The sequence below is a fragment of the Pseudoalteromonas sp. S558 genome (assembly GCF_005886635.1).
Lineage (GTDB): Bacteria > Pseudomonadota > Gammaproteobacteria > Enterobacterales > Alteromonadaceae > Pseudoalteromonas > Pseudoalteromonas aliena.
This window is the reverse complement of record NZ_PNDU01000176.1, coordinates 1-20,080: the sequence shown is the minus strand read 5'-3', so window position 1 is coordinate 20,080 and position 20,080 is coordinate 1. Positions and strand designations below refer to the sequence as shown.

At 38.5% G+C, this 20,080-nt stretch carries 20 protein-coding genes; 9 read left to right on the top strand and 11 right to left on the bottom strand.

What is annotated here, in order from left to right; translation table 11 throughout:
* Positions 1-54: 54 nt before the first annotated feature.
* On the bottom strand, positions 55-483 hold the full coding sequence (locus tag CWB66_RS12840) for a hypothetical protein (RefSeq protein ID WP_138585687.1): 429 nt from the start codon (positions 481-483) through the stop codon (positions 55-57).
* A 98-nt stretch (positions 484-581) separates the two neighbouring features.
* Entirely contained in the window at positions 582-965 is a 384-nt protein-coding gene (locus CWB66_RS12835; protein WP_138585686.1) for an RNA-binding S4 domain-containing protein, read from the bottom strand.
* A gap of 244 nt (positions 966-1,209) precedes the next feature.
* Here CWB66_RS12835 and CWB66_RS12830 point away from each other — a divergent pair, with 244 nt between their 5' ends.
* From CWB66_RS12830 to CWB66_RS12815, 4 genes are all read left to right on the top strand, one after another.
* Positions 1,210-1,497 (top strand): hypothetical protein, encoded by a 288-nt coding sequence (locus CWB66_RS12830; protein ID WP_077536690.1) that lies wholly within the window; start codon positions 1,210-1,212, stop codon positions 1,495-1,497.
* A 55-nt stretch (positions 1,498-1,552) separates the two neighbouring features.
* Complete coding sequence (locus tag CWB66_RS12825) at positions 1,553-2,218, top strand: hypothetical protein (RefSeq protein WP_138585685.1); 666 nt, start codon at positions 1,553-1,555, stop codon at positions 2,216-2,218.
* Positions 2,219-2,302: 84 nt separating this feature from the next.
* On the top strand, positions 2,303-2,623 hold the full coding sequence (locus CWB66_RS12820; RefSeq protein ID WP_138585684.1) for a hypothetical protein: 321 nt from the start codon (positions 2,303-2,305) through the stop codon (positions 2,621-2,623).
* Positions 2,607-3,047, top strand: coding sequence for a hypothetical protein (locus tag CWB66_RS12815; RefSeq protein WP_138585683.1), 441 nt, complete (start codon positions 2,607-2,609; stop codon positions 3,045-3,047). The genes CWB66_RS12820 and CWB66_RS12815 overlap by 17 nt, the downstream gene beginning before the upstream one ends.
* A 221-nt stretch (positions 3,048-3,268) precedes the next feature.
* Here the strand turns inward: CWB66_RS12815 and CWB66_RS12810 are convergent, their stop codons facing one another.
* The 5 genes from CWB66_RS12810 to glnA all read right to left on the bottom strand — a co-directional run bounded on the left by CWB66_RS12810 (position 3,269) and on the right by glnA (position 8,345).
* On the bottom strand, positions 3,269-3,727 hold the full coding sequence (locus tag CWB66_RS12810) for a cyclic nucleotide-binding domain-containing protein (RefSeq protein WP_138585682.1): 459 nt from the start codon (positions 3,725-3,727) through the stop codon (positions 3,269-3,271).
* A gap of 23 nt (positions 3,728-3,750) precedes the next feature.
* Entirely contained in the window at positions 3,751-5,136 is a 1,386-nt protein-coding gene (glnG, locus tag CWB66_RS12805) for a nitrogen regulation protein NR(I) (protein WP_138585681.1), read from the bottom strand.
* Between the two features lie 14 nt (positions 5,137-5,150).
* Complete coding sequence (gene glnL, locus CWB66_RS12800; protein WP_138585680.1) at positions 5,151-6,221, bottom strand: nitrogen regulation protein NR(II); 1,071 nt, start codon at positions 6,219-6,221, stop codon at positions 5,151-5,153.
* A gap of 84 nt (positions 6,222-6,305) precedes the next feature.
* Positions 6,306-6,827, bottom strand: coding sequence for a DUF4124 domain-containing protein (locus CWB66_RS12795; RefSeq protein ID WP_138585679.1), 522 nt, complete (start codon positions 6,825-6,827; stop codon positions 6,306-6,308).
* Between the two features lie 111 nt (positions 6,828-6,938).
* The gene (gene glnA, locus CWB66_RS12790) at positions 6,939-8,345 is read right to left on the bottom strand and encodes a glutamate--ammonia ligase (protein WP_077538922.1); all 1,407 of its coding nucleotides are present in this window, start codon (positions 8,343-8,345) and stop codon (positions 6,939-6,941) included.
* Positions 8,346-8,852: 507 nt separating this feature from the next.
* On the opposite strand from glnA, the gene typA reads away from it, so the two are divergent.
* Positions 8,853-10,676 carry a translational GTPase TypA gene (gene typA, locus CWB66_RS12780; RefSeq protein WP_138585678.1) on the top strand — a complete coding sequence of 608 codons (1,824 nt, stop codon included), beginning with the start codon at positions 8,853-8,855 and terminating at the stop codon, positions 10,674-10,676.
* Positions 10,677-10,895: 219 nt separating this feature from the next.
* Positions 10,896-11,969: a hypothetical protein gene (locus CWB66_RS12775; protein ID WP_138585677.1), complete on the top strand. Its 1,074-nt coding sequence runs from the start codon at positions 10,896-10,898 to the stop codon at positions 11,967-11,969.
* Between the two features lie 112 nt (positions 11,970-12,081).
* On the opposite strand, the gene CWB66_RS12770 is transcribed toward CWB66_RS12775, so the two are convergent.
* The gene (locus tag CWB66_RS12770; protein ID WP_138585676.1) at positions 12,082-13,173 is read right to left on the bottom strand and encodes an MBL fold metallo-hydrolase; all 1,092 of its coding nucleotides are present in this window, start codon (positions 13,171-13,173) and stop codon (positions 12,082-12,084) included.
* Positions 13,174-13,314: 141 nt separating this feature from the next.
* Positions 13,315-13,971 (bottom strand): DUF2959 domain-containing protein, encoded by a 657-nt coding sequence (locus CWB66_RS12765; protein ID WP_138585675.1) that lies wholly within the window; start codon positions 13,969-13,971, stop codon positions 13,315-13,317.
* A gap of 87 nt (positions 13,972-14,058) precedes the next feature.
* Here CWB66_RS12765 and CWB66_RS12760 point away from each other — a divergent pair, with 87 nt between their 5' ends.
* Positions 14,059-14,964 carry a virulence factor BrkB family protein gene (locus CWB66_RS12760; protein WP_138585674.1) on the top strand — a complete coding sequence of 302 codons (906 nt, stop codon included), beginning with the start codon at positions 14,059-14,061 and terminating at the stop codon, positions 14,962-14,964.
* Entirely contained in the window at positions 14,965-15,402 is a 438-nt protein-coding gene (dtd, locus tag CWB66_RS12755) for a D-aminoacyl-tRNA deacylase (protein ID WP_138585673.1), read from the top strand.
* Here dtd and CWB66_RS12750 read toward each other — a convergent pair.
* Positions 15,399-16,109, bottom strand: coding sequence for a spermidine synthase (locus tag CWB66_RS12750; protein WP_138585672.1), 711 nt, complete (start codon positions 16,107-16,109; stop codon positions 15,399-15,401). The genes dtd and CWB66_RS12750 overlap by 4 nt on opposite strands.
* 163 nt (positions 16,110-16,272) lie before the next feature.
* Here CWB66_RS12750 and CWB66_RS12745 point away from each other — a divergent pair, with 163 nt between their 5' ends.
* Positions 16,273-17,166 (top strand): bifunctional GNAT family N-acetyltransferase/hotdog fold thioesterase, encoded by an 894-nt coding sequence (locus tag CWB66_RS12745; RefSeq protein WP_077536706.1) that lies wholly within the window; start codon positions 16,273-16,275, stop codon positions 17,164-17,166.
* A gap of 222 nt (positions 17,167-17,388) precedes the next feature.
* Here the strand turns inward: CWB66_RS12745 and CWB66_RS12740 are convergent, their stop codons facing one another.
* Positions 17,389-19,635: a hypothetical protein gene (locus tag CWB66_RS12740; RefSeq protein ID WP_252371754.1), complete on the bottom strand. Its 2,247-nt coding sequence runs from the start codon at positions 19,633-19,635 to the stop codon at positions 17,389-17,391.
* Positions 19,636-20,080 lie beyond the last annotated feature (445 nt).

The following is a 20,080-nucleotide window of genomic DNA, read 5'->3' as shown; positions in this document are numbered from 1 at the left end:
AAGAGATGATTTAAAAGACGAGGTAAGGTCAAAAGTTATTTTGACCTTTATTAATTACTGTAACCAACCTTGTTGCTTAGCTTTAATACTTAAATAAAGTAGAGCAATGGCAATTATGATTACAAAAACAGGCATAAATACAGCACTTGCGCCAAGCAGCTCAATACTGTTTATCACTACAAAGTTATAGTACTGTTGTAGTAAAATAGCACCGAGCGACAGTGCAAAAGTAGGTGTTGCCAGCGCGTTTTTAGTAAGTAGAAACAGACAACCCAAAGTGCTTCCAAGTACAGCTATAGCAAAGGCAATAGTTGACCAAATAGGAACATTAGAGTAGGCAGCTTGTTGATCTAGCGGAAGTCTACCTATCATTTCGGGTGTCATCATCATGTGCATAGCAAATGCAATAACGCCAAGTAAGTTCCATACAAGTGCCGCCCATACAGCGGGTTTAAACCAGGTGGCTGGTGTGTTTTTTGACATATTATTACCTTGTTTTTATTATTAGCTAGGTAATTAAAGAGCAAAAAGGCCAACTATACAAGGTGGCCTTTTTATATAAAAAGAGGTTTTTTAAATACTTAACCAAATGAAATAGGACGACGACCTGTTTTATCGTCAACTTTAGGCTTTTTAGTGCGCTTGCGCTTAGCTTTAGCTGGCTGATTTGTTGGTTGTGGTGCAGCTTGCTTTGATTCTGCTTGAGTTTGTGCCGCAGATTTTTCTGCAGGAACTGCATCTTCACTTAGGGACAGTTTAAAAAACTCACTATCAAATTCTAATACATCACCACTGTATAATTTTTTCCGTTTTATTGTACAAATTTCATGGTTAACACCCACATAGCCTTCGGTAATTAGGTTTTTAGCTTGGCCGCCACCTTCAACTAAGTTTAGTACTTTTAATAATTTGCAGAGCTCAATGGGCTCTTCTTCTAATTCTATTTCTATGTATTCTTCGTTCATATTTGATCTCGGTGGGGAACGCACAAGCTTTAGTATAAAGGCTCGCAGCGACTTTTGCACCAAAGCAAATAACTTTAGCTCAGTGCCATGAATAAATAGCGATGAAAATTTTTATGTGTTTTTTCTGTCTTTAAAAAAACTGCAGCAATTGAAGAGTAAGCTTTGCTGCAATTAATTTTACGCGTGGCTCGCTAATTGCTAAAGCTCTGGCGAATTTATTAGTTTTCATCAAATGGAGTAGAAAATGGGCGTAAGGTTAGCAATGAAAAAAGAGCTAATGGGCTTAGATAATTCAGATATGTTAACTGCGGATGATGTTAGAGCGCACCTTGCTAATTCTGTAAATAAGCAAACAGAGCAAGATGAACGCGGTTTTTCTGTCATTTCAAAATTTAATGACACTCACAGCCGCTTAGTCAGTGGAGATGTGATGAGAAAAACACAACTTAAATTTGAACGCCATCGCTTGTTTAATGAAGTTTTATATACTCGACAAAGTGTTGATGCATGGTTAAGTAGCCAAACAAATTAGGTTGCAATTAATGAATACCTTCAATAGACTACGAGTGTAATCAATTGGGGTGACTATGAAAAATGGAATTTTAGTTGGGCTATTGTTAGTGCTTTTAAGTGCCTGCCAACAGCCCACAGTGTATGTTTATACCGAGGCTTTAACGGTCAAGCAAAAACAGCAATTAACAGAAAAGCTGCAAAGCCAAACGTTGCCTTTTCAATTTAATGATTTACCAATACCAAAAGAATTTTTAGCCGCAACACTTGCGCTCTCCAAAGATAAATTACGCATTACTGAAATTGAGCAACTTGCAAATATAATGCAAGCAATGGGTTACCAGCCGCAAATAAATTATGTGTCGGTAGCAAATCATCATTACAGCAATGGTAATATTGGTTTTTACTTACGAGGTGAGCAAACAGAGCGTCACTTTAAAATGCCTAAATTGATGCGGACAACTGCTTGCAGCAAAGATAAGTATAATGATTTACAAGCTATATTCTCTCCAAAAGGGGTCGATTTCACCCTACCAAATGGTACGGGTACTCAGTTAACTTGGGAGTACAGTGAAGGTTATTTAGTTATTTATTATCAAAGCACATCCCAGTCATACACGCATACAACCCCTTTAGTGAGCACGCCATTTGGTGAAAAACCTTCAGATACATTTGCGTATAACGCTCAATTAGAAAAACCAGAATGGCTCAATTGCTCACTGCAAATTGTGTATATGGATTAACCGTGATTTTCTATATATTTGAAAAAATTAAATACATTGTTATTGTTTAGATACAATAATTTTTATATGACAAGGATGTAGTTAATGGCAAATAAAGCATTTAAAAACGCTGGTCTTTTGGGAACGGTTTATTTTGTAGGAGCTTTCCTCTATAAAGAGCTTTTTAAGAAGCGTGAAGATGCTTATGAGGAGCAATATAAAAACTTATACCCCCTTCTAAAAATCACCTTCACTAAGGCTGGTCGAGACTCAAGCAAATTTAATAATTTACTAAATGCCTTTTTATCACTGACCCCCGTTGGTGCAAATCGTAGGAATTTTAAACGAAGATACATAGGTGACAAAAGCGGGTGGAGTAATTTACCTAAAGACCTAGCAAAAATTCCATATGGGCATTGGTGGTGATATGAACAAAACGTGTTGGAAAATCGGTTTTTTTGTTATTGCTTGTTTTGTTATGTATGCAATCTATGATGCATTTACAGTTGCAGATATTATTGCACCGACACATCCTTTCTTTTTAAGTCTTTTAATGTTAGTTGCAGATTTGTTGATACTATTTGGTGCGTACTGTTGTGCATTTAATAAATTTATAATCCGCTCTAAAGCCATTTGGTTGGCAGTAATAATACTATTTTTTACTCTAAACGGTGCTGCTTTAATTTATGAATTTATTAATAACCATGGCGGATATGAAGTCTACGACATGGTTACTATGACTGCTTTTTATTTACTATTTGCCTCAGTCTTAGTCTTGCCAATTATTAAGTATATTGAAGACTTAAATCAAATTAATAGCAACCCTGATATTGATACCAACCCGCAATAATATTTTATCAATTTGAGGAAATAAACCTGACACTCTAACTGCGTTAAAAGCTCCTGCTAAACGACTGCCGTGGGTGCAGGAGCTAGAGTAATGTAGGAAAAATTGCCGAGAACAACTAAATACCGGAGTTTTTGCTTTGTTATCAAACAGGTTTTCTTACCTCAAAATAGACCACTTAATTAAGCGAAATGGTATGACTCGTAATTTACTGTTTCGATTACCTAGCTACTCGCTTCTAGGTAGTGGCTAAGTTTTGCAATTCGTTCGCTCATACCCTCGATAATACGATCTTTAATTTTTTCGCGTATAACATTAGGTAAACGAGTTAATGCTTCAGGGGTTATAGCGAGCACAATAGTGTCGCTTTTAGCACGGGCGCTCGTGCTTCTTTCTCTGTTACCAATAAACGCGCCTTCACCTATAAATTCACCTGGCTGTATAGTACCAAGCTCTAATAAATGATTATGCTTAAATACTAACAATGCACCGCTGAGTACAATGTATAAACGTTTGTCGTTATCAAATTGTTTAAATAAAAATTGCTGCTGACTCACTAAATAGAGCATACCGAACGATTCTAATAATATTTGGCGTTCGTTGAGGGTAAACTCTTTAAAAAAATGCAGCCTGTTTATAATTTCCAATTGTTTGAATAAGGGAATATGTTCAAGTAACTTCATCAATAACTCAAATTTATTAATAGTTAACTAATGTTGCGCTCTTTTAACTTTCGGGTCAACGTGTTGCGACCCCAGCCAATTTTTATTGCGGCATCTTGTTTATGGCCAGAACAATTGGCGAGTGCGGTTTTTATTAAGCGAGTTTCTAATTGCGCTTGAATATCGGGCCAAATATTTTCTTTACCTTGCTTGAGCTCATTATTGAGCCACTGCTGAAATGCATCGAGCCAATCGCCTTCTTCCTGTGTTGGTGATGCATCAAGGATCTCAGGTGGTAAATCTTGTTCCGTAACCAATTCTCCAGGCGCCATTACAGTAAGCCATCGGCAGGTGTTTTCTAATTGGCGGACATTGCCAGGCCAGTTAAATAAACAAAGCTGCTCGGTCGCTTTCGAGCTAAGAATTTTACTTTCTACCTGTAAGTCTTTTGCGCTTTTGTGCAAAAAATGTTGTGATAAACGTTCAATATCTTCTGTGCGCTCTCGCAGAGCCGGTAAGCGTAAACGGACAACATTTAACCGATGGAATAAGTCATCTCTAAACTTACCTTGCTTGACTAAGTCTTCAAGGTTTTGATGTGTTGCTGCAATAATACGTACATCTACTTTTATACTCTGGTGTCCGCCAACACGATAAAATTCGCCATCTGCTAGTACGCGCAGTAATCGTGTTTGCACATCCAATGGCATATCACCAATTTCATCTAAAAACAGTGTACCGCCATTGGCTTGTTCAAAACGGCCTTTGCGTACACTATCGGCTCCTGTAAATGCGCCCTTTTCGTGGCCAAATAACTCTGACTCAACAAGTTCCTTTGGAATTGCTGCCATGTTGAGTGCAATAAACTGGTTTTCTTTTCGCGGGCTATGATTATGTAGAGCACTGGCGACGAGCTCTTTACCGGTGCCCGATTCACCATTAATTAATACGCTCATGCTAGAAGCTGATAGTTTACCTATCGCTCTAAATACTTCTTGCATGGCGGGTGCTTCACCAATAATGTGCGCACTCTTTGGGGGGAGTTGTTTGCGTTTAGTTTTTTTTGTCGAGTTTGCTCTAAATGCACTTTCGACAAGGGCTACGGCATCATTCAAATCAAATGGCTTGGCTAAGTATTCAAATGCTCCTTTTTGAAAAGCATTAACAGCGGAGTCTAAGTCTGAGTGTGCGGTCATTATAATAACTGGCAATCCAGGATTTTGCTCTGCGATTAGCTCAAGTAAAGCCATACCGTCCATACCAGGCATTCGCACATCAGATACTAAAACAGTTGGTTGACTAAATTTTAATGCATTTAGCACATCTTGCGCATTAGCAAAACTTTCAACATTAAATCCCGCACGGGTTAGCGCCTTTTCAAGTACAAAGCGAATTGAGGCGTCATCATCTACAAGCCAAACTGTTTTCATGCAAACTCCAAACATTAATCTGCGAAGGGCAGATAGATATTAAATTCAGTATGTCCAGGCCAGCTATCACATTCAATGTAACCACTGTGTTGATCTACAAGTGTTTGAGCAATCGAAAGTCCAAGTCCTGAGCCACCATCTTTGTTGGTGATCATGGGATAGAACAACGTTTCGCGTACACTGGGGTCAATGCCTGGACCGTTATCAGACACTTGAATCAACAAGGCTTTTTTAGGTGCTTTACCAGGGCGGCGATGCTGGTGGTTTATACGCGTTTTTATTTTTATTTCACCGCCACCAATGAGCGCCTGCTGAGCATTACGGACAATGTTCAGTATTACTTGTTGTATTTTACTTTGATCAATATATACATCCGGAATGCTAGGGTCATAGTCCTTTACCAGCGTGATATTGGCACAGCTATCAAGCGTACTTAGTCTGACTACTGATTCTAGCGTTTGATGTATATTGCCATAAGATTTTTGCGGAAGCTGGTTTGGCCCTAACAGCCTATCTACCAATTCACACAATCGATCTGTTTGCTCAATTATAAGCTCAGCGCACTGATCTCTTTCCAGTTGATTAACTTCATATTGCAATAACTGCGCCGCTCCACGAATTCCACCTAAAGGATTTTTAATTTCGTGCGCTAAACCACGAATTAAATTACGCGCAGCTTGGTATTGATGCATTTGATTTGAGGCTTGGTCGTGCTTTATTTCATCATCAGTTTGGCGCCATTCAAACAAAATATAAAGCGTACCGTTAAATTTAATTTGCCGTGTGCTGACCGCTATTTTTGCATGGCGTGAATCGCTAAAAACCACGTCAGCTCTGTGTTGCTGGCAATCTACTCCATCAATCAGAGAGTATTGTTCAATACGTTTTAGATCAATCGAATGATAGTTAAATAGGCTATCAAAGGGTTGTTCTAGCAAACGCTTAGTGCCTAAGCCAAGTAGCTCGCTGGTACTGGTGTTGGCATACACAACGGTAAAATTTTTGTCGAGTAGCATGACTGCTGTTGTTTGGTTTTGCCAAATGGCATCGAGTAGCTCAGGGCTAAAATTTTTATTATCAATCATAGTTGCACCATTTTAGTGCGCAGATGTTTGCAGGCAAGTTATTTTATTAAAATGGACTGCTGCGCCTATGTATTACGGTTAAATTTAGTTACCAAGCGCTAAACCTTTTCTGCGCATAAAGAATATACAAGGCTCGCTTAGAGCAATAATTTTATTTTTATTATTAAAAAGTTTTAATTGTAGTGAGTGCTCGCCGCGTTGAACATTTTTAACAGCAAATGTTGAGTCATTGCTAGCAGGACCATTTGCTTTGCCATCAATAAAAAGCTGTATGGTAAAACCACTTTCAAATCGAGGTGTTATTTGACTAGTTACATAAACTGTTCCGGTATTTTCGTGAATTGTTTGGTTATGCTCAGGCGACGAAATAGTAATGTTGAACACTGTTTTTTGGGGTTGAGTTTGCTCGTTTAAAATATCGGTATTTGTTGCTGGCATAGTAAGATTTTGGCTGGTGAGTTTTACCTCTTTAGCGCCAGAGTGTGGGGTGTCTGAAAACACAAGTACGCCGTTTTTATCTTTCCAAACGTATATTTTTGCTTCACCTGCATAACAATAATCACTTAATCCTAAAGCAATTATTAGCAATAAAATATTGTTGTTCACCCAGCAACCCTGCATTTTCACGATAACTTAACTTTAGTGGAGATTGATTAAATTTACCATTAAAAAAGCCCGCTAAGCGGGCTTGAGAACACACATTTTTTAACAGCTAAATTAACAGCTGTAGTACATTTCGAACTCAACTGGGTGAGTTGTCATGTTAAGTTTTTCTACTTCTTTAGACTTAAGACCAATATAAGCATCAATTAAGTCATCAGTGAATACGCCACCTTGCGTTAAGAATTCACGATCTGCGCTAAGTGCATCAAGTGCTTCTTCAAGTGATGCTGCAACAGTTGGAATTTCTGCGGCTTCTTCAGCTGGTAAGTCGTATAAATCTTTATCCATTGCATCGCCAGGGTGGATCTTGTTTTTGATACCATCAAGGCCAGCCATAAGCATTGCAGAGAAAGCAAGGTATGGGTTAGCAGTTGGATCTGGGAAGCGTACTTCAATACGACGACCTTTTTCAGATGGAACCACTGGGATACGAATTGATGCCGAACGGTTACGTGCAGAATAAGCAAGCATAACAGGCGCTTCAAAGCCTGGTACTAAACGTTTGTACGAGTTAGTAGAGGCATTTGCAAACGCGTTAATTGCTTTTGCATGCTTGATAATACCGCCGATGTAGTAAAGTGCATCTTCAGAAAGGCCACCGTACTTGTCGCCTGCGAATAAGTTAACACCGTCTTTAGCTAAAGACTGGTGACAATGCATACCAGAACCGTTATCACCAACAACAGGCTTAGGCATAAACGTGGCTGTTTTACCGTATAAGTGAGCCATGTTGTGGATAACATATTTCATTTCTTGAATTTCATCCGCTTTTAATACCATAGTATTAAAGCGAGTAGCGATTTCGTTTTGACCTGCTGTTGCTACTTCGTGGTGATGTGCTTCAACTACTTGGCCCATCTCTTCTAACACTAGACACGTAGCTGAACGCCAATCTTGGAAATCGTCAACAGGTGCAACAGGAAAATAACCACCTTTAACACCAGGGCGATGACCTGTGTTGCCATCAGCATATTCTTTATCTGAGTTCCAAGCTGCTTGCTTAGAATCAATTTTGTACATTGAACCCGACATATCTGATTTGTATTTAACATCGTCAAATACGAAAAACTCTGGCTCTGGACCAAACAATACCGTGTCGGCAATACCAGTCGAGCGCATATATTCTTCAGCGCGCTTAGCAACAGAGCGCGGGTCGCGCTCATAACCTTGAAGTGTAGAAGGTTCAACTACATCACAACGGACAATTAGTGTTACTTCTTCTGTAAAAGGGTCTAACTTTATAGAATCTGCATCGGGTAATAACACCATGTCTGATTCGTTAATACCCTTCCAACCTGCAATTGAAGAGCCATCAAACATTTTGCCGTCTTCGAAAAAGTCTTCATCAACTTGGTGATGAGGAATAGATACATGTTGTTCTTTACCCTTAGTGTCAGTAAAGCGTAAATCAATGAACTTAACGTCATTTTCTTTAATAAAATCTAAAACCGATTGTGACATGTGTCCTCCAACTATTGGATTTTGTTGTTGCTGCATAATTGCTTTGGCGTTTACTAAGCTGATTTTATGCCATTTTTATAACTATATGTTTATAAATTAAAAAAAATAAGTTGTTATAAAATACAGTGTAGTGATGCACTGTTTTGGTGCGTAAAATATCCATTGTGGTGCAATATTTACACGGTGTGATTTGTTGATAATTTAAACGTTCGAAATTAGCATAACCTAAATGCAAAGGAGTACCAAAAATATCGATAAAATAGCCTAAATAGCTATTTTTCAAAAAATAATCGAAATTTAATTCATATAATTGTCATATATAAAACAGATACTTAGTAAAAGTATTGAGAAAGTTTTCAAATTTATATTGGATAAACTTTCATCCATGTCATTAATGAGGGATAATATGCGCCCTTTTAAATCCTATGCTGGGACATCTCGCGAAAGCGTGGATGAGTGCGTAGATCTTGCAGGATCATTGAGAATTTAATTTCTCTGAGTAAATATATGAGCATCGAAAAGTTAAGAAATATAGCGATTATCGCGCACGTTGACCACGGTAAAACAACTCTGGTTGACAAACTACTTGAGCAATCAGGTACATTAGAAACACGCGGCGGTAACGAAGAGCGCGTGATGGACTCAAACGACATTGAGAAAGAACGTGGTATTACCATTTTGGCTAAAAACACAGCCATTTCTTGGAACGACTACCATATCAATATCGTAGATACCCCAGGACACGCCGATTTCGGTGGTGAAGTTGAACGCGTACTTTCGATGGCTGACTCAGTATTATTACTTGTTGATGCTCAAGAAGGTCCAATGCCACAAACGCGTTTCGTTACGCAAAAAGCATTCGCGCAAGGCTTAAAGCCAATCGTCGTTATCAATAAAATTGATAAGCCAGGCGCTCGTCCAGATTGGGTTATGGATCAAATCTTTGATTTATTCGACAACCTTGGCGCAACTGACGAACAGTTAGACTTTAAAGTAATCTACGCTTCAGCTATTAACGGCTGGGCAACACTAGATTTAGACGAGCCATCAGACAACATGGAACCTATGTTCAAGATGATCGTTGAAGAAGTATCACCGCCGGATGCAGATCCTGAAGGTGACTTCCAAATGCAAATTTCTCAACTAGATTACAACTCTTATGTTGGTGTAGTTGGTATTGGTCGTATCAAACGTGGTTCTGTTGCTCCTAACCAACAAGTTACTATTATCAGTGCTGATGGCACTACACGTAATGGTAAAATTGGCGCAGTACAAAGCTACCTAGGTCTTGAACGTATCGAAACTGATAGAGCTTACGCTGGTAACATCGTAACTGTAACAGGTATTGGTGAGCTTAAGATTTCAGACACAGTTTGTTTCCCAGGAAACGTTGAAGCATTACCACCACTAAGTGTTGATGAGCCAACTGTAACAATGACATTCTCTGTAAATAACTCACCTTTCTGTGGTAAAGAAGGTAAGTTTGTAACGTCACGTAATATCCGTGAGCGTTTAGACAAAGAATTAGTACACAACGTAGCACTTCGCGTTGAAGATACTGCTAGCCCAGATAGCTTCCGTGTTTCTGGTCGTGGTGAATTACACCTAGGTATCTTAATCGAAAACATGCGTCGTGAAGGTTACGAGCTTTCAGTTTCTCGTCCAGAAGTTATCTTGCGTACTGTCGATGGCGTTCTAGAAGAACCGTTTGAAACAGTAACTATTGACTGTCAAGACGAGCATCAGGGTTCTGTTATGGAACAAGTTGGCCTACGTAAAGGTGAACTTACTAACATGACGCCAGATGGCAAAGGCCGTATGCGTTTAGACTTCATGATCCCTAGCCGTGGTTTAATTGGTTTCCAAACTGATTTCATGACGCTTACTTCGGGTTCTGGTCTTATGTACCATACGTTCGATCATTACGGTCCTCACAAAGGTGGCGACATCGGTGTTCGTAAGAACGGCGTAATGATTGCAAACGCAACAGGTAAAGCACTTACTAACGCATTATTCAACTTACAAGAACGCGGCCGTTTATTCATCGGTCACGGTGTTGAAGTATACGAAGGTATGGTTATCGGTATTCATAACCGTGATAACGACCTTACAGTTAACGCCCTTAAAGGTAAGCAGTTAACTAACGTACGTGCATCTGGTACAGATGAAGCGCAAACGCTTTCTCCACACCTTAACTACTCACTTGAGCAAGCGCTTGAGTTCATCGATGATGACGAGCTAGTTGAAGTTACTCCACTAAACATTCGTATCCGTAAGAAACACCTTACTGAAAACGAACGTAAACGTGCGGGCCGTGCACCTAAAGCATAATCACCTTATTTAAATAAAGTGATTTTAAAAGCCGCTGTATTGAAAAATACAGCGGCTTTTTTGTGTTTTGGGGTTAGTTGGATGAAATAGACTAAAAAGTTTGATTAAAGATACCTTTACTACTAAGAATCTTTAAGTAAAAGGAATAATGCATTTATTGGTATGCTTGGTGAAACGCTGTTATACCATTTTTCAAAATTGAACATGTTGGAAGTGAACTTGAAAGATATAGATATATACGAACTAGCAGGAAATATACTTTCTTCTATAACTAGCGATCTAAATGAAAGTATTTATTCAGAGCTTAACGGCAAGCTATCGTTAGCGTGGAGTCCGGATCCAAGTGTGAACGCTTGGGCTAAATCTGAGGGAACTATCGATGAGCCCCCTATCCATAAAATATGTATTAACTACGAGCTTGTACGTCAATTATATAGAGATATTGAGGCTTTTTGTGAATATCTAGAAAGTGATCTTGATAAGGGGGCTTTCGACTTTTGGTTTCAAGATTTTGAGCAACCCATAGAAATGTTACCTTCAATATTTACTTCGGAAGCCCATAGAAAAAATTTTTTCATAGCTGCGATTACTTGGGTTTTTTTTCATGAGTTGGGGCATTTGAAACAAGAGCATGGGTATATCCGAAGCAAATTCCTTAATTATCAAGTCGACTTGATAAGCGAGTGTAATATTGAAGATTCAAGACTGATAGAAGGCAAAGCTGCTGCAATTTATCATGTAACTGAAATGGCTGCTGACTTTGAAGCTGTAGACACATGTATTTCTGAGTTAATAAGGCATTTCTCTGGCGAAGATTTAAAGGCTGCAATTTACTTATTTGTATGTGGAGTCTCAAGTACGCTCTGCCGATTTCATGGTGATAAGTCTCTTATATTGGATAATGTTCCTGAGGGAAGCCATCCAAACCCATTGACTAGGCTGGAAAATATTATTCCTCAAATATATGAGTTTCTGAGTATCTCGGATCTGCATCAACATATAGGGATTGTACTAGATCGTAAAAGGATACTAGGTATTTGTAATCAAGCTGCTACTGCTACAGGCTTATTCTGGCTTCGTTGTAGAACAGAAAAACCTGAGATTCCAGATAATTACTTTTTAATGGGCAACTTAAATAGAGCTAATGGAAAAGAGTACCTGTGTAAAATAGTTGAAACTTGGGATGAAATAGAGCCAGAGATAAAAGCTCTACGCAGGTTTGGTCACTACTATGGCGTATTACAGTTTTCTCAACATACAAGGGATAGTATTTTCTCAAAAAGAAAGGAATAAGAAATAAAAGAGGGGCAGCTTAAAGCAGCCGATAATACAAAGCATCAGTGTTTGTTTGTAGGGTATTTTTTCGTTGGGTTTCGCTGAACTCAACCTAACCTACGTGCATTAGTTAAAGTTTAATTGTTTCACTTTCATTTAAAATATACAGCGGTACTTTTGAATCCATTTTATTGTACATATGCAATAAGCGCAGTAAGGCTGAGTGGCTAGTATGGTCGCCCATCTTCCAGCTTGAGTTACCGTATCCCCAAGGTATCATTACTTTGCAGTTAAGCTCTTGCGCTGCGGTTAACGCGTCTTCTGGGGTGGTGTGTACGTAACGATACCAGTTAGGATCGTCTTTACTGTAGTAAGAAGCGATTGGCATTAAGCACACATCGATATCACCATATTTTGTTTGTATATCTCTAAAGTGTTTTGAGTAGCCCGTATCGCCTGCAAAAAATAAGGTGCTGCCGTTTTGTTCGAGCAGCCAGCCATTCCACAGATCTTTATCGTTATCTTCGTAAATAAAAGGCACCAATACACGAGCGCTAAAATGATGAGCTGGCACGGCATGAATAACTAAATCGTTAATACTCGTTTTTGCATACCACGCCATTTCGCTAATATTAAATCCACCTGTTGGGAAGTTATCAGCCATTCCCAGTGGCGTTAAGTAACGTGGTTTGTTACCTATTTCTTCTATATCGGCTTTGTTAAAGTGGTCATAATGAATATGGGAATACATTACCGCGTCAATATTTTCGAGTTCTTGCTTGTTTGGCCAAGCTCCTGGTTTACGATAAATACCACCTGCGAGTTTAAAGCCAAGTGCGACTGGCGAATCGAACTGCTCTTTTACAGGATCAAATACCACTTGCTGTCCGTTGGGGGTGCTGATCATAAACCCTGCATGGCCAAGCCAGCGAACAGTGTATCCGGTATTTAATTTTGGAATTACTTGCTCAGCAATATATTGGCAGTTTTCACTTTCTTCTTCGCATTGCAAATGAGTATTGCTTGGATAGCAGTCATTTTCACAACTAATAGGGTACGTTTTTTTGCCTGGGTATAGATTATGGTAGCGTCCTTCGCGCTTGCCATCTTTATGCAGTGGTACGACGGTATTAGGCCCTGCGATTCTTTCTATGTGATTAGCAGTTCCGCAAGCGGTCAGTAAGCTAGAGATAGCTAGAAGAGTTAAGGTACTTATTTTCATTGTAGTTTTTTATTTTAATTCTAATTTGTGAAAGTGTACCAAAAACGTTAGATTAATAAGTGGTTAAAAAGTAACAAAAAGTAAAAACAAAAAAGCCTGCAAAATTGCGGGCTTTTGTATTTTTACGTGTAATGAATTAGTTTAGCCTACGCTATTCATTTGTTTGATAAACTTGTTCGAGTCTTCAATCGATTTATTCATGTCGTTCATTAGTACTTGAATATCGCGCTTAAGATTAGTGAACTCGCCTTTAATAGCCGATACCGCTTGTGCGTTTAAGTTATGCTTTAAGTATAAAACGTTATCATGAAGCGATGTTAATACTGGCTCCATTTTACTCTCTGCGCTGCGCATTGAGCGTAATAGCTGTTCAAATTGACGCTGAGTAGCGGCTAGCTTTTTGCTGCTTTCACGTTTAAGTGATGCGCTTTTGTATTGCTCTAGCTCATCGCTCCACTCATCAAAAAGTGCTTCTGCTACGTCTTCTACTTTATTGATGTTAGTTGATACTTCGTTGGCGGCTTTTAAACTCGACTCGTAATCATCGTTTAACTGATTGTAAGTGTCTTGTAGTTCGCCACCATTAAAATCGATTAAAGTAGTTAAGCGCTCAAGTGCTGATTTAAATTCTTCTTGAGACTCTTGTTGCGAATCTTTGGTTTCTTCTACGCGGTCAATAAGGATATCGCGTTTGTGAATACCGACTTTTTCCATCGCAGAGTAATAAGCTGTTTGGCAACCTGACAAAGTAAGTGTTAGTGCAAGAATGGAAACACTAAGTAATGTTTGTTTTTTCATCTTAATTCCTGTTTACGCGTGTTAGTGCTGTAAATTATGGCGCTGATTGTTATTATAATCAAAACCACATAAGCACAAGTCAATTGCATGAATGATAAGCTCTCCCATTATAAACAGCAAGCTAAGTCCTTTATACGCCAGCAGCCAAGCTGGTGGATGCAGTATTTTAATCGCTGTATAGACGACCAAATAACGGTTAATGCCGGCTATTTAGCCTACGTTACATTACTTTCTTTGGTGCCGCTAATCGCTGTGGGTGTTGCTATATTTTCAGCGTTCCCAGGCTTTGAATCTACTCGCATCGAAATAGAGAGCTTTTTGTTTACTAACTTTGTGCCGACCTCTACTGACGTTATTAGAGAGCATATTAGCTCATTTGCCGGTAACGCAAACCAAATGACCGCAGTAGGTATTGGTTTTTTAGCGGCAATAGCCTTGCTGTTAATACGTAATGTGGATGCCACGTTAAATCGTATTTGGAGAATAAAGAAAAAGCGCCCGATGATGATCTCATTTGCAGTATATTGGATGGTTTTGAGCTTAGGGCCTATGTTACTTGGTGCCAGCATTGGTGTTACTTCTTACATCGTGTCGTTGGTATCGTTTGCTGATCAGGGGATTCCTGGGTTTAGTGGGTTTTTATTAAAGCTATTACCGTATGGCATTTCGATGGTGGGCTTTATTATGCTCTACACCTTAGTGCCTAATACGCGAGTGTCGTTTAAAGCCGCGATACCTGGGGCATTATTTGCGGCACTTTTGTTTGAGCTAACTAAAAAAGGGTTTGCACTTTATATCAGCCATTTTCCTTCATACGAAGTTATTTATGGTGCAGTAGCGACCATTCCTATCTTGTTTGTTTGGGTGTATTTATCGTGGGTTGTTGTTTTGCTAGGCGCTGAATTTACAGCGTGTATTAGCCCAGATGAAATACCAGAAACACCCGATATTGAGCTCAAAGGTGATGAAGCAACAATAAAGGATACAGTTTAAATGCAAGGGTTAATTCAGCGCGTAAAGCATGCAAAAGTAGAAATAAATGATCAAGTTGTAGGCGAAATTAGCCAAGGTATATTGTTGTTACTGGGCGTTGAAAAACACGACGATACGCGAACGGCCGATAAGCTTTTACATAAAGTAAGTAATTACCGTATTTTTACGGACGAAAACGACAAAATGAACTTAAGCCTTAAAGATATTAAAGGCGAGTTATTAGTGGTTTCGCAATTTACGCTAGCGGCTGATACTAAAAAGGGTATGCGCCCTAGTTTTTCATCTGCGGCAACGCCAAGCCAAGCTAATGAGCTTTACGAGTACTTTGTTGATCAAGCTAAAGAATTGGGGCTTACGATAGCTACCGGTGAGTTTGGTGCCGATATGCAAGTAAGCTTGTGTAACGATGGACCCGTTACGTTTAACTTATCTGTTTAAGCTTTTTTGGTTACCACGACAACATGATTCACGTAGCCCGTAATTTTTTGCGGGCTGACTGTACAGTTAAACACATCAAATAATAGCTGCTGAAGTTGCTTTAATTGCGACTCATGCTGGGATAAAAAATTAATAAATAGCACGCCGTTGTTATTTAAAGCCAAATAAATTTTTTTATAAAATGCTTCTTCAAATAAAAACCGAGGCGCGTCTATTTGGCTAAATAAATCTAAAATAATCCAATCTATATTGTGCGCCGTTTTTAAAACCTGTTGTGCGTCAGCGCAAACTAGTTGCTCATTTTTTTTTGATGAAAAAAACTGTGTATAGCAATTAATAATATCAGTGTTTTTTTCTACTGACATGACGTTTGCATGTGGATATTGGTGAAATAAGTAATTGCGAATAGCACCACCACCCAAGCCAAGTTCAAGTACGTTATTAGGTGGAGTGAGAGATTGCCATTGGTTTGCTAAGTATTGCAAATGTGGAAAAAGTAAAGCAAATGGGTTTGTTGTATCGATAACAGATTGCAGCGTGTCGTTAATTAATAACCATCTTAAATTATCATGCTCACGTACCTGAATATGGTCACCATTATATTTATGCCAATAAAGTAATAGGCCTTCGTTGTGGCTATTTTCAATAAAGTGGCTATTAATTAGACCTGTAGATACATTTATATAATCGCTCATGACCTTTAGCATAAACCAGCTTTATCAAAGCGCAATGGCTTATGTCATTAATTTTTTACGTATTGAGTTGTCATCACTAAAGTCGTATTTGCAGTTTTTTAAAGATGGAGTATGGTATTTGCCATAAATAAGCGCTGTAGTCTATTTTCTTTATGGCCAAACAACAGGAGTATGTATGTTTCAGGTAAGCACCCCCCAAAGTAGCGAAGATTGGCAAGCCTATTACCAGTTGCGTTGGCAGGTTTTACGCGCTCCTTGGGGCGAACCACGTGGCTCTGAGCAAGATGATTTAGAACAAGATGCAGAGCACCGCTTTATAAAAAATAAAGAGGGTGATGTACTTGGCGTCGCGCGTCTGCACTTTAATAATCATGAGCAAGCACAAGTACGTTACATGGCAGTTGCCGAAGGAAATCGTAATCAACATATTGGCAGTCGTTTGTTGCATGAGCTTGAAAAAATAGCGTGGACTCAAAACGCAGGTGAATTGGTTTTATTTGCTCGCGAACGTGCGCTAGAATTTTATAAACGCCACGGTTATGAATTAAAAGAGAAAGCGCACTTAGCGTATGGCGATGTGCAGCATTTTAAAATGATAAAACAAAAACCATGCGAGCCAGGTTGGTTCCGCCATCCTAATTGGACTCAAGTACTACAAAATACATGGCGTGAGTCGATTCCAATTAGTGATGCAATGGGGATTAAAGTAGAAAGCTATACCGATTGGCAGTTCACAACTCGCGCTGATTTAGACGCGAATTTGAATTTACATAATACGATGTTTGCAGGATCTATTTATAGCTTAGCTACACTCACTGGATGGGGAGCTACTTACTTAGCACTTAAAGAAGCAGGGCTTGAAGGTAATATTGTATTAGCCGATGCGAGTATTAAGTATTTAAAACCGCTTAATACAGATCCACGTGGTAGCGTTGATATTCAAACATGCAAAGGTCAACTTAGCGATTTAGAAACTGAAGGAAAGGCAAGCTACTTGGTCCCAGTCACTATTTTTGATGGTAATGACATTGTTGCTGAGTTTGAAGGACAGTTTGTTGTAAAAAAATAGCCATACTGAGATTTTAAATATGTTGAAAAGCCAAGTGTCTACTTAGCTCAAGTTGAAATGCTTTATAGCTTAATTAACTTGAGCTACAGCGGGCCTATTGCTAATAAATTCAGCGTGGTTAGCAGAATGTGCTGCAATAACGATGGGTTTATCCCCATCGTTATTGCATAGGTTATATCATTATCAAATCGATGTATTATGAACTGTACTCATGCAAATCACTTATGACTCTGAATCAGGGCGACTAACTGATACGCCGCCATTAAGTGAGATAATACGAGTTTTACTGATGCGGTGACGATAAATTTCTCTTAAATAATAAATAGCTTGCTTCACACAGTCTACAGATAAACGAATATCGTTAATCGAAGTAAACTTAGATTTATCTGTTATCAACTCTTTGTATTTTTTCTCATACATGGGCTTAATTGCATACCAATTTGTATCGAGGATTTTGGCTGGATTTTCAAATTTCTCGAGCATAGCTTCCAATTTAGCGTCATCGAACTCATCAGCACGAATAAACTCAATAACAGCGTTATCCAGTGTATCGTCGTAACGATAATCGCTTTTGGCAAAACAGCGTTTAATATAAGAAACAATTAGAGTTAAAAAATCGTCGCTTAAACAAGGGCTTTTAGCAATTAATGTCGTCATAGATAGATTTGCAGAGGCACCTATAACGAGTGCGTAACGTTTAAGAGTTGTGTTCGGAAATAAATTATTTAAGTGCATTTTAAGCTTATTTAAATCTAAATAAGATAATTTATAATCTTTTGGCAAGGAGACAATAGAAACAACAGAAGAACAGTGTTTATAAAAATGCAGTTCTTTTAGAGCTTCAGACTTATAACCACTTTCTTGATATTTTTTGAGCAGCTCGCTATAACGGCTCGCTTCAATGGGTAATAAACTAATACCTTCAATTGCTTGCGTTGTTTTATTAAAATGCGGTAAATCGATAGACCGGAAAAATAAATCATCAATATCTAGATCACTTTGTCCTTTGTCAGATACCTTTATTTTTTCAGCATTATCCGCAACAACGGATTCTGCGTAAGCAATCGCCACAGGGCCGGCTAAGCTCATAAATAAATCGTTTGCATCTAGTCTAATTGTTTCACCAATATCTATACCTGCGCGTCTAAAGTAGTCCTGATCGTAATCGGTAGTAACTGACTGGGCAGTTAATATGTTGAAGATTTGTTGACTAATATATTGATTAGCATGTTTTTCCATCGAGTTAACGTCAATGTACTGCATACCATTACTTGCATCATTTTGCTCAGCATAGCGCATAATGTCGTTTGAAATTAGCATCATGGCATTCCAAGGTCTGAGTTTGTTGGTGTCTGTACCTGTCCTTTCATTATTGTCCATATTATAAGAAAAATTCCATTCTTCAGATAAATACTTACACAACAGGCGCCCTGCATTAATGTGCAACGCTTCAGACATTTCCTGATGGTCCGATATATTAGGCAAAATACAAATACCACTAGTAAATATCGGTTCAAAAACAAAAGATTGATTTTGACTGGTAGCTGAGTTTTCTGGCTTTATATCAAAGGTCTTATTAATGTATGAATATTGCTGTGCAAGTCCAAACTCAGATGCCATACCTGAGCCAGTTCCACCGCCAGCACTGAATATGTAAAAATATAATCGAGATTGATTTGCCCTGATCCCGCATGAATCAATTAGATAGGAATGTATGTATTTCCAATCTTGATTATTAAAATGCTCTGTATCTTTATTTAAAATTATTTTTGCTAGATATTGACCTAATATCGGTGCATTACCTGCACCACCAGCGTGAACTTCCGATAAATCCATTATTTTTAGTTTATTATATTTTTCAATAAACCCGCCATTAGTCCCCTTGGATGAGAATCGGATCCGTCCTTCTATATCTTTATCTAGATCACCCAACATAACTAAAGGCTCAATTAAGAAAACAGGTTTAAATGTTTTACTGCTTTGTAAGTTGATGCTTCTTTGTATCCACTTTAACGGCCTTGTTTCTTGTTCTTTTGCTTTTGTTAAATCATTACGGTATTGCGCTAAATAGTAGTCGCGAGCATCGTGCACAAGTGACGCAACATCTAAAGCAATATTAGAACCACAACGCCCTAAACCAATTAAACAAACAGATGGAAAGTTAGGTTTATCACCACCACTGTCCATATTTTCATAACTTTCTGGGTATACAGAGGCTCTTAATTTATCTAGGTGGCTTAGAATTTTATTGATATCTTTTTCTGTAAAGTATTGGTATTCGCTATCAAATATAGGGGATGGTTCAGAAGCTTCTACGGGCTTGTTTTTTACAATAATATCAAATTCATCAGATGGCTGAGGTTTAGTGAGCGCAACTTTAGGTCTAACAGCGGGGTTGTTCAGTGATGGTTTATTGGTAGTTGCTTTAGCCGCTACTGATTTAGTTTGCGTTGTCTTATTAATTGGCATTGCGCACCCTTATAACTTTATATTCCATTCATTCAATTATTTAACTATAGTAGAATGGTGAAAAACTGCGCAACTATCCAGCAATTAAATAAATAACGAGTTACTTAAAGTCAAAACAGTGATTAAGAAGGGGTCTCTCATTATTATTTGAATACTTTTTTGGTGAACAGAGGCTAGGCTCAATAGTTAAGGCATCATAAGTAGCTGTAAAATTGATACTATTTTAAAAAAATAATATCCGTTTATACAAGTGATAAACGGGTATTATTTATTTTTGATTAAGGGCGAATACTTACTAGGGCCTGTTGACCTTTCAGGATTGAACCCTTCGGGCAGCGCATGTTTGGCATTTATGCTACGTTATCGCCTATTTATGGGGAATAACCACACTACATAGACTCTGCCTTGCCTAAATCCCAAAAATCCCTCTGCTAAATCTATCACC